The sequence below is a fragment of the Sedimentibacter sp. genome, from assembly GCF_038562225.1.
In the GTDB taxonomy this organism is placed as follows: Bacteria; Bacillota; Clostridia; order Tissierellales; family Sedimentibacteraceae; genus Sedimentibacter.
This window is the reverse complement of sequence record NZ_JBCFAS010000007.1, coordinates 12234-26403: the sequence shown is the minus strand read 5'-3', so window position 1 is coordinate 26403 and position 14170 is coordinate 12234. Positions and strand designations below refer to the sequence as shown.

The 14170-nt window shown below is 36.1% G+C and carries 17 protein-coding genes; 5 read left to right on the top strand and 12 right to left on the bottom strand.

Annotated features, from left to right (window positions below; all coding sequences use genetic code 11):
- Positions 1–48: 48 nt before the first annotated feature.
- The 5 genes from AAGU76_RS18550 to AAGU76_RS18530 form a co-directional block, all read right to left on the bottom strand.
- Complete coding sequence (locus tag AAGU76_RS18550; RefSeq protein WP_342487012.1) at positions 49–1074, bottom strand: tripartite tricarboxylate transporter substrate binding protein; 1026 nt, start codon at positions 1072–1074, stop codon at positions 49–51.
- A 103-nt stretch (positions 1075–1177) separates the two neighbouring features.
- The gene (locus tag AAGU76_RS18545; protein WP_342487011.1) at positions 1178–2005 is read right to left on the bottom strand and encodes a DUF6282 family protein; all 828 of its coding nucleotides are present in this window, start codon (positions 2003–2005) and stop codon (positions 1178–1180) included.
- Between the two features lie 45 nt (positions 2006–2050).
- Positions 2051–3304, bottom strand: a complete 1254-nt coding sequence (locus AAGU76_RS18540) for an SLC13 family permease (protein ID WP_342487010.1) — start codon at positions 3302–3304, stop codon at positions 2051–2053.
- 93 nt (positions 3305–3397) lie between these two features.
- Complete coding sequence (locus AAGU76_RS18535) at positions 3398–4099, bottom strand: RraA family protein (protein WP_342487009.1); 702 nt, start codon at positions 4097–4099, stop codon at positions 3398–3400.
- A gap of 21 nt (positions 4100–4120) precedes the next feature.
- The gene (locus AAGU76_RS18530; RefSeq protein ID WP_342487008.1) at positions 4121–5095 is read right to left on the bottom strand and encodes a hydroxyacid dehydrogenase; all 975 of its coding nucleotides are present in this window, start codon (positions 5093–5095) and stop codon (positions 4121–4123) included.
- Between the two features lie 255 nt (positions 5096–5350).
- Here AAGU76_RS18530 and AAGU76_RS18525 point away from each other — a divergent pair, with 255 nt between their 5' ends.
- A complete protein-coding gene (locus AAGU76_RS18525) occupies positions 5351–7267 on the top strand; it encodes a sigma 54-interacting transcriptional regulator (RefSeq protein ID WP_342487007.1) in 1917 nt (638 codons plus the stop codon).
- Positions 7268–7368: 101 nt separating this feature from the next.
- Here the strand turns inward: AAGU76_RS18525 and AAGU76_RS18520 are convergent, their stop codons facing one another.
- The gene (locus AAGU76_RS18520; RefSeq protein ID WP_342487102.1) at positions 7369–8004 is read right to left on the bottom strand and encodes an ABC transporter ATP-binding protein; all 636 of its coding nucleotides are present in this window, start codon (positions 8002–8004) and stop codon (positions 7369–7371) included.
- Position 8005: 1 nt separating this feature from the next.
- The gene (locus tag AAGU76_RS18515; RefSeq protein ID WP_342487006.1) at positions 8006–8557 is read right to left on the bottom strand and encodes an ABC transporter permease subunit; all 552 of its coding nucleotides are present in this window, start codon (positions 8555–8557) and stop codon (positions 8006–8008) included.
- Between the two features lie 139 nt (positions 8558–8696).
- On the opposite strand from AAGU76_RS18515, the gene AAGU76_RS18510 reads away from it, so the two are divergent.
- From AAGU76_RS18510 to AAGU76_RS18500, 3 genes are all read left to right on the top strand, one after another.
- Positions 8697–9143: a MarR family winged helix-turn-helix transcriptional regulator gene (locus AAGU76_RS18510; protein ID WP_342487005.1), complete on the top strand. Its 447-nt coding sequence runs from the start codon at positions 8697–8699 to the stop codon at positions 9141–9143.
- Between the two features lie 77 nt (positions 9144–9220).
- Positions 9221–9409 carry a DUF1858 domain-containing protein gene (locus AAGU76_RS18505; RefSeq protein ID WP_342487004.1) on the top strand — a complete coding sequence of 63 codons (189 nt, stop codon included), beginning with the start codon at positions 9221–9223 and terminating at the stop codon, positions 9407–9409.
- Positions 9410–9528: 119 nt separating this feature from the next.
- Positions 9529–10128: a nitroreductase family protein gene (locus tag AAGU76_RS18500; RefSeq protein WP_342487003.1), complete on the top strand. Its 600-nt coding sequence runs from the start codon at positions 9529–9531 to the stop codon at positions 10126–10128.
- Between the two features lie 68 nt (positions 10129–10196).
- Here AAGU76_RS18500 and AAGU76_RS18495 read toward each other — a convergent pair whose 3' ends face one another.
- From AAGU76_RS18495 to AAGU76_RS18475, 5 genes are all read right to left on the bottom strand, one after another.
- Positions 10197–10562, bottom strand: a complete 366-nt coding sequence (locus AAGU76_RS18495; RefSeq protein ID WP_342487002.1) for a hypothetical protein — start codon at positions 10560–10562, stop codon at positions 10197–10199.
- 38 nt (positions 10563–10600) lie between these two features.
- Positions 10601–10780 (bottom strand): hypothetical protein, encoded by a 180-nt coding sequence (locus tag AAGU76_RS18490; protein ID WP_342487001.1) that lies wholly within the window; start codon positions 10778–10780, stop codon positions 10601–10603.
- A 76-nt stretch (positions 10781–10856) separates the two neighbouring features.
- Entirely contained in the window at positions 10857–11381 is a 525-nt protein-coding gene (locus AAGU76_RS18485; protein ID WP_342487000.1) for a hypothetical protein, read from the bottom strand.
- A 119-nt stretch (positions 11382–11500) separates the two neighbouring features.
- Positions 11501–11749: a DUF2249 domain-containing protein gene (locus AAGU76_RS18480; protein ID WP_342486999.1), complete on the bottom strand. Its 249-nt coding sequence runs from the start codon at positions 11747–11749 to the stop codon at positions 11501–11503.
- Between the two features lie 129 nt (positions 11750–11878).
- The gene (locus AAGU76_RS18475) at positions 11879–12412 is read right to left on the bottom strand and encodes a hypothetical protein (protein ID WP_342486998.1); all 534 of its coding nucleotides are present in this window, start codon (positions 12410–12412) and stop codon (positions 11879–11881) included.
- A 603-nt stretch (positions 12413–13015) separates the two neighbouring features.
- On the opposite strand from AAGU76_RS18475, the gene AAGU76_RS18470 reads away from it, so the two are divergent.
- Complete coding sequence (locus AAGU76_RS18470; RefSeq protein WP_342486997.1) at positions 13016–14086, top strand: DegT/DnrJ/EryC1/StrS family aminotransferase; 1071 nt, start codon at positions 13016–13018, stop codon at positions 14084–14086.
- The last annotated feature ends 84 nt before the right edge of the window (positions 14087–14170 follow it).

The window sequence follows — 14170 nt, the reverse complement described above, 5'->3', positions numbered from 1 at the left end:
CCGCCTCATTTATTTCAGTATTTCATTATTTCAGTATTTCAATTTCAGTTATTTTCCGATAGCTTCCTTGTACATTTCATAGGTGTTCATTATTTTGCTGCTGAAGTCTTCATTGCTCAGATAATTTACGCTGAGCTGTGAATTTGTCATCTGCTCGATGTATTCAGGATCTTCCATTGCATTTTTGAATGCTTCATGCAGAATCTGCACTACTTCATCAGAAGTATCATCCGGTGCGGCTATGCCTCTCCATGCGCCTGAATAAACATCGTATCCAAGTTCCTTTATTGAAGGAACATCCGGAAACATTGGATTTCTCTCTTCTGTAAGAGAAGCTATGGGTATGAGCGTGCCTTCCTTGATGTGATTATCAAATGAAGAAGGTCCTCCGATTATGGCATCCACATGGCCTCCCAGTATGGCTGTTATTGCCAGACCTGATCCATCAAACGGTATGTTGCTGGCGCTTATTCCCGTAGCCTTTATCATTGCTTCGTTGGCCAGGTCATCAGTCGTTCCCTTTCCTGAACATCCGAATTTGATTGTATCCGGATTTTTCTTGGCATACTCTATGAATTCCTGAAAATTCGTGTATTCCTTTCCGCTTTGAACTACCAGAAAATCAGTTTCTTCTGTCAGCTGTATGATACCCCTGAAATCCTCCACAGAATATGGAGCTTCATTCAACAAGGGATTGATTGTAACAGAAGTAGTAACCGTGGTCAGTGTGTATCCGTCAGGTTTTGCCTGAGCCCCTTTATTCTGGCCGACCATTCCTCCGCCGCCCGGTGCATTTTCAACTATGATAGTCTGTCCCAAATATTTTTCTGCGCTTGAAGCCAGTATTCTCGTGGTTAAATCAGCAGAACCGCCTGCTGAAAAAGGAACAATGATGGTCACAGGTTTCTTTGGAAAATCGACGCTTTTTTGTTCCTTGGCAGGTTCTGTGGTGTTTGTGCTGCCGGAAGTGTTTGAACTTCCCGAACCTGATGCTGAACATGCTGTCAGCGATGCAACAGCCATTATTAACGCAAGTATTAGTGATACAACCTTTCTACCTTTGGACATAAACATAATATACCTCCCATAATTTAATATTGTAATATCCTAAAAAAGGAATACGTTATTCTTTAATGCAAGTTTAATCTCTTGGCACCAGACTCCTAGTTAATGACTGTCAATACATATCTGAAAGGAGCCAATCAGGATTTGTTCTGATCATCTGGTCGATCTCACTTTGATACATTCCTCGCTCCAGAAGTCCTTTTACAAACTCATTCAGGGAATCGTCCGGATATGGATTGGACACTTGCCCTAAGTCACTGGAAAGCACTATGTGCTTGCTGCCGATATTTAGTATTTGTTCCTTCATGAGATCCCATGATGTAGCTTTAACCTCTAAGGTAAAACTTGAATGTTCAATAAACGCTCCTTCCTTGACAAATTTAAGTTGTTGCTCACAATCTGTAAAAACTGACGGAGAATCCGCATGCGTTAAAATCATCTTTGTAATACCCCGCATATGACCGGCTTGTATGAGCGCTAAAGATTCTCCAAATGAAATATGCCCCGTGCACAATATCATCTTGTATTGTTTTATCACATCGAGCACATCATATACTTCAGGAATCAAAACCCCGTCCTTCAGTATTGAAATCTTACTGCCTGTATCCTTCTTCTTGTAGATGCTGTAGCTTAATGCATCCATCGTCGGAAACCATACAAATTTAGCACCAGTTTTTGCCGCTTTTTCAACCGAATCTGCACAAATGCCGCCAACTGACTGATTTAAAGTGATTCCTCCGGCTGCATTAAGATTCGGGTATTTTTTGCTTACAGCTGCAGCGCGTTGTGACGTATCCTGATAATGATTTTTTATTACAAATCCCTTCATTCCTCTTGCAGAGGCCCTTTTAGCCATCTCTTCATCATCAAGCTTTCGCTCAACTACATCCGGACTTGTATGCAGATGAATATCATATGCGTTTACTAAATAATTTTCCATTAAGATTCTCCTTTGTTTGTTCCCCATATCCTTACTACTTATGCTCTAATATGGAAGAAAAAACGGTATAACTGCAACTACTGCCAAGTACGTAATAAGTACCATTGGAAGTCCAATTTTAACAAAATCCATAAACTTATATTTTGTCCAACCGAGTGTCATCATGTTTTGTGGTGCTGCAAACGGCGTCGCATATGATGCTGCCCCTGCCAGCGTTATGGTCATCACAATTGGATATGGGCTTACACCGATAGTGTTCGCAATTGACACTCCAATCGGAAGAAATAATAAAATTGTGGGTATGTTGGACATAAATTGTGTAAGCACCGAAGCAGTAAAGAAAATTGCAGTTGTTATCATAAACGGACTCGGATTTGAACCGAGGAATTTAACGATAGCATCAGCCACCAGTTTCCCGGCACCGCTGGATTGTACTCCGGAAGATATTGCACTTAATGCTCCTACAATTATCAGCGTTATCCAATCGATGCTGCCGATTGCTTCTTTTGTTGTCATGCATCCTGCTCCGACAATAATCAATGCACCTATTGTTGATGCAATATGCATTGGGAATGCTTTGAAGTTTCCTGCAATGACAATTAATACTCCAATCATTGTAAATCCCGAAATCATTGCTTTTTTCTTATCGAACGACTTTTTTTCAGCAGTTGCAAATTCCGGAATATAGCCAGTGTCCGGAATTAATTTTCTTCCGATAAATGTAAAGTATAATATACCAAGAATTGAAACAGCAATTCCAAACGGTGTAATATCAAAGAATCCGAATGGATTAAGACCCAATTCCTTCATTGCATTGGCTGCAGCCACATTAGATCCAACGCCTACCAGTGTCAGAAATCCTCCAAATTGGGCTCCAAACAGCAACCCTAATATTGCCTTTGACGGTCCTATTCCGGCTGAAACACAAATTGCCGTAACAACGGGAACCAATGCAACCATAACTCCTATGTTGCTGCATACGCTGCTTAATAAACAAGATACAATCAAAGTGTACAGAATAATTTTCACTTCGGATTTTCCCGTCACCTTAATCATTTTTTCGCCAATTAAATCTGTAACTCCGGTGTGAAATAAAGATGCTCCGATTACCATCATGCCTGCCAGCAGTACAATTGTGTTGCTGTTGTATCCGCTAAATACAGATTTCACTTCAATAATACCGGCGTAGGCATATGCCAGTGAAGCAGCAATTGAGGTTACGACAATAGGAATCGGTTCTTTTATAAATAAGATTACTGTGACAAGAAGTATCAGTAATGCAATTAAAACTGTATTCATACTTACTATAATTCTCCTTCATCTTTGTTTAAGAACAACTCTAAAAATTTATAATAACTTACAAAATTCTCCCCCGCTGTTTGCAAATCATTCCTAATACTCAAAACACCCGTCTATTATTTCTGTATCTTTTGCCTTTAAGGATTCATCAACCCAACCTCTGTTCGCAGTTCCTTTTATGACTGCTTCCAGCTTTGCAGAGTCCTTTTTTGCATATTCGATTGATGCTTCCAATATTTCTTTTGCATATTTTTTTGGAATAACTATCACTCCATCAGTATCTCCCAAAATTATGTCTCCCGGCATAACAGCTACATTGCCGATTGATACGGGTACGTTCACCTCGCCGGGTCCTTCTTTAAACGGTCCTCCCGGTGTTGAGCCTGTACCGTAGATGTAAAAGTCCATCTTTGAAATCTGATCAAAATCTCTTATGGGACCGTCAAGCACTATTCCCGCTACCTTTTTTGTGGAATTTGCATATGTCACCATTATTTCACCCATAAGTGATTGGGACCTGTCGCCCTCATTTGAAACAACTATCACATCGCCTTCCTGTGCCATGTTTAAAGCCTTGTGCAGCATCAGGTTGTCTCCGGGTCTCACTTTTACTGTAAGCGCTACTCCAACCATTATAGGAGCAACAGGAGACCCAATCAGTCTGATTTCTGAACTCAATGCGCACAATCTTGACATGGTATCCGCAACATTTGCAGCCGGAAGATTCCTAAAACCTTCAACAACATCGCTGTCTGGCATATCTCTTTTTAAAAACACTCTGTTTCCTACACTCATTATAATACTCCTTACCAAAAATCAATTATTTTTTATCATGTCTCTCAATTCCGGCACTATGTACTTGGGAACTCTGCCGTTCAGATAATCATCAATTCCCACTGCACAAAACAGCGAGGATCTGCCGGATGCTTCTTCTGTTGCTGCCCCTATATGAGGTGCCGTTAAAACATTGTCCAGCTTAAGCAGTGGATTGTCCTTGTTCACAGGCTCTTCCTTCATAACATCTAACGCTGCTCCTGCTATTTGTTTATTGATCAATGCTTTATACAAAGCATCTTCATCTACAATTGTCCCTCTTGCTGTATTGATTAAAAAGGAAGTTTCCTTCATCAGTTCAAATTCCCTGGTGCTCACGCTGTTGACAGTATCCTTGGTGGCCGGCACATGAAGCGATACATAATCGCTGTCGGTAAAAATTGCTTCCCTGTTATCCACCAGTTTGATGTAATCAGGCAGATTCTCTTTTTTTGCAAAAGGGTCGAAGGCTATTACATTCATGCCTAGTCCCAAACTTGCTTTTTCAGCTACCAAAGAGCCGATATTTCCTATGCCTATCAACCCAAGAGTTTTTCCGTACAACTCATTCTTTTTAGTCTTCAGCTTGGAATAAAAATAATCATCAATGTATGTTTTCTGCACCAGCTTAAAATTTCTTGAACAGTAAAGCATGTAAAATATGACCAGTTCAGCAACTGAAACGCTGTTGGCACCCGGCGCATTCACCACAAGTACATTATGTTTTCTTGCAGACTCTAAGTCAACACCGTCATAGCCGGCCCCATGCCTTGCAACTATTTTCAATTTTTTTGCTGCATCAAATATCTTTTCAGTGATCTGAGGCGTCCTTACTATAATTGCATCACAATCATGTATGTCTTTTATTATATCCTGCTCAGATATGCCATGTCCATCAACTATCTCATAACCCTTTGATAAAAGGTAATCTCTCCCTTCTTTCATTATCTGCTGTGGTAATAAAACTTTATACGTCATAGTAATCCTCCTTAGCTTCAATAAAGCAATTTGTGTGCCAAGGAAAAAAACATTTTGCAGGAACACGCAAGCATTGCAAAATTTCGTTGGCCTTTGCTGATGAAGACGTTGACATCGCTGAGTCTTATCGTTTAAAAATTTTACTTTTTCTAGAAAAATAATAAATTTGACAGCAGCCTTGAAAACGTGATATATTACCGATATGAAATCAAATGAAATGAAATGTATTTCATTTATGAAATCTGTGAGGCGATAATGAACGAATTTAAAAATATAATTATTTTTTCAGCTTCTGAAGCATTTACTAAGGTTTCAAAAAATATAATTAAGAAGAATAACCTCAGTGAATTAATAGAAACAATTGAAATGACCGGAGAAGGTATTATCGATGTTGCACAAATGGCTGTGCAGCATGGAACAAAAGCATTCATTGCCAGAGGAAGAAATGTTAACCTGCTCCGTGAAAACATAACAGCTCCGGTTATAAATGTTCAGTACACCTATGAAGACATTTATTACTCCATTCAAAAATCCAGGTACAAATGCGAGAATATTGCTTTGATTGGTTTTGACGAAGCATTCGAAGCTATGAAAAATTTCAAGGAAGTATCCGGATGCAACGTTCAGATAATTCAGCCCAAAAAAGTTGACAGCATGGAAAACGATATAATAAGCGCATTAAATTCAGATATAAAATCATTGATTGGAGGCATATCCGTAAAAAGGGTTGCGACGCTTCATAACCTTGAACACGTCATGCTTGATGTGAATGAAAACTCTATTGAGATGGCAGTGAACAGCGCTTTGAACATATTAGAATCCCAGGATGAAAAGGATCAGTATCTTCAAACCATATTGACTACAATCAACGGAACTTCCGAGGCAATAATCAATATCAACAAAGACGGAGAAGTAATATTTTTAAACAATAAGGCAAAAAAAATATTTAATAACAGCACAGACGTCGAAACATATAAAATTTTGTTTTCTGTTATAGATAAGGATATAATTTTCAACAGCAAAAATCCCATATTCGATAAGGTATTGACTATTAAGAACAAAAACTACATCGCAAATTTCAAACCTGTAATAGTCAACAGCAAGGTACAGAGCGTAGTAGTGATAATTCTCGATGCAAACTTTATCCAATCAAGTGAAAAGCAATTAAGATTAACTTTTAACGCTAAGGGACGTGTGGCAAGAAACACATTTGACAATGTTATTGGAAAGAGCATCGAAATAGCAAACACAATATATAAGGCTAAAAAATATTCAAAATCTAACTGCGCAGTATTGATAACCGGCGAAACCGGAACCGGAAAGGAAATATTTGCTCAAAGCATACACAATTACAGCGACAGAGCCAACGAGCCTTTTGTTGCCATCAACTGTGCTGCCTTGCCCAGTTCAATTTTGGAAAGCGAGCTGTTCGGGTATGTAAAAGGTGCTTTTACGGGTGCAAAGGACGAGGGGAAAATAGGAATATTTGAGCTGGCACATAACGGCACAGTATTCCTGGACGAAATAGGCGAAATGGATATAAATATTCAAGCTAAAATTTTAAGGGTCCTTCAGGAAAAGGAAGTCAGCAGGCTTGGCGACAATAAAATCATTCCCATTGATGTAAGAATCATCAGCGCAACCAACAAGGATCTGCACGAGCTTATAAAAGAAAAAACCTTCAGAGAGGACTTGTACTACAGACTTGGCGTTCTTGAACTGACTTTACCTCCTCTAAATGAGAGATTGGACGATATACCATACTTGGTCGATTACTATTTAAAGAAGAACAGCTATGATGTTTCTTTTTCAAATGACGCAATTGAACTGCTATGCTCCGGTTCATATCCAGGAAATGTAAGGCAGCTGTTCAATATTCTGGAACGGTCCATTGTGTTAGCCGACAGCAGCTATATTTCCGCAGAGGATTTAAAAAGCATTATTGATATAAACAATTTTGAAATCAAAGCCGTTCCCAGCGATAATTCGTTGAAAAATTCAAACAAGAATCACGAAAGCAGCAAAATAATCAGGACATTGGACAAATACAACGGAGACAGAAAAAAGACAGCCCAGGAACTGAATATAAGCCTAACCACACTCTGGCGGAAAATGAAAAAATACGGCATAACTTATAACGGTGAAGATGATAACGATAATCTTACCGACTAGCAAGAGATTACAATCAGCATGTCAGAGAAACGGGGTTGTTGTCATATCTGTCGACACCCCCGGCACCTTGACTCTGCATCTACTTGTCACCTAAAAACGGCTCATATAAGGATAACCTTATCTGCAACGGCATCAACATCATTGCGGTCATGAGTTACCAAAATAGCGCTCATGCCGAATCTTTTCAATAATTCTTTGATTTCCTTTCTTACGGACTTTTTTAAACCTTCATCCAAATTTGAAAATGGTTCGTCTAAAAGCAAAATGTTCGGCTTTGCAGCTAATGCTCTGGCTATTGCAATTCGTTGCTGCTGACCGCCTGAGCATTCATGTGGAAACTTATACATATGGTCTTCCAGTTCTACCATCTGAATATACTTTGCAGCCAGCTTTTCCCGCTTCTTTTTGCTGTTTTCTTTAATCCCAAAAGCAACATTTTCTATTACGTTCAAATGAGGAAACAAACTATAATCCTGAAAAATCATTCCGACGCCTCTTCTCTGGGGAGGTGTATTATTCCCATTATCAAACATAACTTTCTCATCTATAACCAGCTTCCCAGACTTTGGAGTTTCCAGTCCCGCTATCAAACGCAGGACAGTGCTTTTTCCGCTTCCGCTGTTTCCAAGCAGCGCTGCAATTTCTCCTTTTTCTAAGTCCATCGAAAAATTTTTTATTATATTATCCTTTTGTTTCGGATAGTTGAAGCACAGATTACTTAGCTGAAAATATGATATATTATCTTCTCCCTTCTTTTTTAATGATTCCTGTTATAAATATCATGCTTATTATGATGATGAATAAACTGGGAACCGCCGATTCTGCTAACATTTCATCACTTGCATACTGATAGACCTGCGTTGCAAGGGTGTGAAAATTAAAGGGTCTCAAAATTAACGTAAGTGGAAGCTCTTTTATTAAATCTATAAAAACCAACGAATACGCACTAAATATAAAAGGCTTTAAAATTGGAAAATCAACTTTAAATAATGTTTTATAATATCCGTTACCAAGAGTTCTTGAGGCTTCATGGTATTTAAGCCCTATTTTTTGATAACCGTTTTCAAGGTTTTCATAAGCCGCTCCTAAGTATCTTATGACATATGCGCATATAAGCATTGCAATTGTTGTTGACAATGAAATTCTTAGAAAATTATCAACCTTCATAAAAAATATTATAACCATCATTGCTGCCACTGAACCGGGAATAGCATATGAAATTATGGTTAATTTCCCGTAAAGCATTCTAATATTGTTAGAACTAACCCTTGTATAGGATGAAAGTATCAAAGCATCTTTTTTATAAATTTTATATGAATAGTATGTTTTGATTAGTTCTAATGCCGCTATTGAAATGTTTAACGGTTTATCAAAAAATATTTTTTAAAAAGTGCTTGACAATATTACTAATTAGTAGTAATATTCATCCATGAACAAGAAAAAAATTAGTTATGGTTTAGATAGTGATTTAAATTTAAAAACATTGATAGCCTTATCAAGATGCTACAACAGCGTGCATAAAAGAGAAACTAAAACAATAAAAGAAACAGGGGTGACAGTTTCACAGTTTGCGGTTTTAGAACTTTTATATCACAAGGGCGACATGAGAGTATGTGAAATAACAGAAAAAGTGCTCTCTACTTCCGGAAACATGACTGTTGTAATAGAAAACCTGGTAAAGGATGGATTTGTCGAAAGAAACATCGACCCGACTGACAGGCGCGTTAACCTGATCAGCTTAACAGAAAAGGGGAAAAAACTTATAGCTGACAACTTTGTTAAACACACGGATAATATAGACAATATTTTCAATGTGTTATCTGATGCAGAAAAAGATAATTTGATCAAATTATTAAAAAAATTATCAGGTGTATGACTACACCAAATTTTTTAACTATATATTACTAATTAGTATTATATTTTACCCTGAATTCCTTCAAAAGGAGGTACAACATGACAGTAACAAAAGATACGTTGGTAAAAGACATCGTTAATCTAGGTCCAAAAGCAATAGATGTGTTGTTTGAGTTTGGTATGGGCTGCATAGGGTGTCCGGCTTCGCAAATGGAAAGCATAGAAGATGCCGCAAACGTTCATGGAATAGACCTAAAAAACTTACTTTCTAGTTTAAATAATCTATAACACAGTTATTCAGCAGAAAAATAAATCACTCAGGTAAAAACAAACCTTTAAATTTATTATCAATAAAATATTATAAGTTGAACAAAATATAAAAAACAATTCAAATAACGGAGGAAAACATGGCAAAAGATTTTTTGACATCAATATCAGAAAGACGTACATTTTATGGAATAGGCAAAGAAAAGGTCGCATCAGACGAAAAAATAAAGGAAGTTGTGGAACAAGCAATAAAATATACCCCTTCAGCATTTAATTCTCAAAGCGCAAGAGTTGTACTGGTATTGGATAAAGAACACGACACATTCTGGAACATTGTTATGGAAGCATTAAGAAAGGTAGTTCCGGCAGATTCATTTAAACCTACGGAAGATAAAATATTATCATTCAAGAACGGATATGGAACCGTATTGTACTTTGAAGATATGAGCGTAGTAAAATCGCTTCAGGATCAATTTCCAACCTACAGTGACAACTTCCCAGTATGGTCTCAACAGTCAAATGGAATGCTTCAATTTGCATTGTGGACCGCACTGCAAAATGAAGGATTAGGAGCATCATTGCAACATTATACAGAGCTGATCACCGACGAAGTGAAAAAAGAGTGGAACGTTCCGGCCGAATGGAAGTTCATAGCTCAAATGCCTTTTGGCAGCCCGACAGCTGAACCTGGCGAAAAACAGTTTAATTTCATCCAGGAACACTTAAAAATATTCAAGTAAGAAATCTATTAATAACAAATGTCACAGGGACTGGGTTTATCGTTGTCAAACCCCGTCCCTTGTCGCTATTATCCTCGTTTATAAATTTCATCTGTTATTAATGACTTTGAAATGTTCATTGCTCTTATTATGTTATTAAATCGAGTGTGATTAGAGGTGCCTTCCGTAAATTTAAGCTTTGCCTTCTCACACTTGCTGATAATTGAAGATACAGGTCTTATTGCATCTATTAATTCTTCTTTTGCATATTTGTCCGTAACATTTTCTCTTGATATCAATGACTTTGAAATGTACATTGCCTTTATCCTGTTCTTAAGCAGCGTGTGTTGAGAAGTGCCTTCCGCAAATTTAAGCTGTGCTTTTTCACATTTATAGATGGTTGAAGATACAACCTGCAGAGCTTCATCCAATTCTTCTCTTGTGCTTTTGTCCATATAATTTTCACCTCAAATCTTTTATCATGTCAATTAAGTTAAATTTTTCTTTGTAAATCTTTACGTTTGTCCTTATTGTCCGTAAAATATCCATACAGCACAAGACCAATTCCTATTATTCCAAACAAAATGGCTGCTGCCCAAACTCCGATAAAAAAAAGTGTAATGGCAATTAATACAAAGGTAATTCCTAAAAGCATATCTTTTATTTGATTCATACAGAGTTATCCCCCTAATAACTTGTTACAAATATATAAAAATCCTGCAATTTAATATGTATTGTTACAAATATTCCTACTCATTTACTACAACTGATGAAATAGGAACCTCGTTGTTGTTTATGTCGTAAACAGTCACTTTTCCGCAATTATTTGGCAAGACAACAGCAAACGGCTTTTCACTGTCTATACTGATAGTATTGATATTTTGGCCATCGTCCGTTTCTATAAGTTTAATCTTTTCCGTGTTTCTTGAAATAAGAGCTGTTCCATACTCCCTAAAATAAAATTCACATATACCTTCATTTATTTCACTTCTGGAACCTCCACTTCGAAAAAAGTATCCAAAGGAGAAGCCCCTCCTGTTCAAGTATATGGAGTAAATAGAAGCATTTGATTCAGCATCATAAAACAGCATAGCCCCTACAGGATACAAAACAGATTTTGATACTTCCCAATTGTCATCAATTCCCTGCCACTTTCGCGCATCTGATTCAATGCTGTATTCCAATGAGCCTACTGTTCCATTTACATATAAAGCAAATATGAAACATACGACAACAATCAATATTATTATAATGTTTTTATATGCTTTTTTCACCTAATTCACTTCCCTTCACCAGCTGCTCCTTTGATTATACCACGCAAGTGTTTGCAGTTCTATTATTGATTGTCTATAAATATAGACAATCAATAACTCCCTCCATTTTCTACTTCCATCTAATTATCCTTTATTTTTATAACCTCTACTCTCCATACCTCTGGTCCTTGCTCTAAATAGTTCCATTCATATTGACCAGGAAAGTCTTCAGGAAATTTGTATGTAAAAATTGGTTTAAAATCATGGTCATTTAATAATTCCATTTTTTCTCCAACCTTTAACGACTCAAACGTCCCATGAACAGTTGGGTATTTATCCTGGTGCGGCATTATTTCTCGTATATCAACTCTTCCTTTATATTCTGACATAACAACACTCCTTTGCAATTTTTATTAGTCTTGGTAGGAGCATTTTATTTATACATATTTATTTTTAGCATGCGATCAGGCTTGCATTACATGATTATTGCAGATCTAGGATCTGCTTTCTCAATTTCGTCAGTCTATTATGCCGCTCATAAGCATCCTGTTAATTTTGATTGCGTCCTCCCGATTATTACATGGTGCTGCAATTCTTTGAGTAGAACTTATGCCGGATTCTATTGGAACAATATTAATCATAGAAAACTTTTTATCCATACAAATATGCCAACAAACCGCATTGCTATCAAAATGTTTTAAGAGAGAATCTGGATGAAAACTCCATCCTTTGCCTTCTTCAAAATCATCTAAATACAAATTATTAGTATCCCGTAAACGACTGAATAAAAGTGGTTTCGTAATTTCTATGCTTGTATTGCCTATAGAAATATTGCCGACAAAGGCTTTCGGTTTTAACCAGGCATCTTTGCTTATCTTACCGTTTATTACAACATTAACAGATTCAGCCAATTCAGAATTATCATTGTCATAGTATATTCCTTCATATTCATAGTTTACTTCTGTAGGAGCATAAATGGTCGATTGAATGAATATGGCTCCGAAAAATATTACCATAATACACGTAATTAAAATTATTATTGATTTAAACATATACAACCTCCTTTACAGATTATGTATGCCGCCATATTGGTATATCCAAGTGCTGCTTCTTTAAACTATGTTTTTGTGTATTACAGCACTAATTTCCATATTATGTTAGACTTCACTTTTCTGTAATTTGTTCCATATTCTGGGATTACTATTTTTGATTATAATTAACAGCATAGCATTTGACTTATAATTTGTAATAATCAAAAAACTAAAAAGACACCAACCTGTTGCAGTCAGTGCCTTTCTTCAATTGGTTAATTACATATTGCTTACTTCTTCGTGCTCATGTGCTTCTTTATATTTTAAGCGAGTAGCTTTACCTCCCCAAATCTTAAGGAAAAAAACGGTATTAATACTATTTGTAAAATTCATTGTTTTTATAGAATTCCCTTCATTCTGTTTTATACTGAATTCTTTGATATCTTCTTTAAATCTATTGTTTCATAATTCGTTTCTTCTAATGAGACGGCTGTCCTAATATTTATATATAACAATTGTATTAACACGTACTGTGTATTATAATTAATATAAAAAGCGGTGACATCCACACACCATTTTTAACACTATTTGTGCCGTCAGCGGTAGCGGCAAATGGAGGCTCATATGAATGAGATTGGCGGTTTTTTTTGTAACGAGGAACTGAGTGAAAATAGAAATAACTTTTTAAAAAGTATGTGCCCCATTGATGGTGATTTGGCATATTTAATGTCCGGTCGTTGCGGCATATACTATGCATTAGAGGATCTTAAATTAAAAGATGATAAAAGAATAGCGTATTTACCAGCATATACTTGCGAAACCGTAATAGCCCCTTTTTTAAAATCCGGTTATGAGCTGATGTTTTATGATATAGATAAAAATATGAAACCTATTTTTAACAATGAATTGATTGCAAAAATCAGTGTAATTTTAATATGTGGATATTTTGGATTTTGTTATTACGATAGGAATTTTATTAAACAATGTTCAGAAAATGGTGTTTCAGTGATAGAAGATACCACTCATTCCATGTTTTCAAGAAATGGCATTGACTCTAGTTGTGACTATATAGTCGGAAGTCTTCGAAAATGGATAGGCATTGCATCAGGCGGATTTGCAATTAAAACACATGGAAAATTTATCTTTAGTCTATTAGATTCTGATAAAAATCATATTGCTGCCAGAAATTTAGCCATGAGCATGAAAAAAGAATATTTAGAGCATTCAGATTCCGACAATTTACAAGAAGCAACAACAATATTCTGGAATGCTGAAATGAATTTACGAAAAGTATTTAACATATATAAAAGTGATGAAGACTCCATACAAGTTGCAGAGCATTTTAATGTACAAGCTTTGGTTGAAAGAAGAAGGGCTAATTATCAATATCTCATTGATCATCTGAAAGAAAATTCAAATTTCACATTAGTATTTCCTGATCTTGATGATGATTCTGTTCCAAGCCACCTTACAATTTATTCAAATAAAAGATCAGATTTACAAAACTATTTAACAAGTAATAAAATCATTAGTACGATTTATTGGCCTATAAATGATTCAGTAAATTTAGAATCTTTCCCAAATGCTAATTACATATATAATAATGTTTTATCGATTTCTTGCGATCAAAGATATAATGAAAAGCACATGCAATATATTTGCGATACTTTAGAAAAATTCGAATATAATTTATAAATAAATTTCAAAAGAAAAAAGCCAATTTAAATGAAATGGCCTTTTTCTTTTTATTAGAGGGATGTGTATTAAAAAAGTAAAATA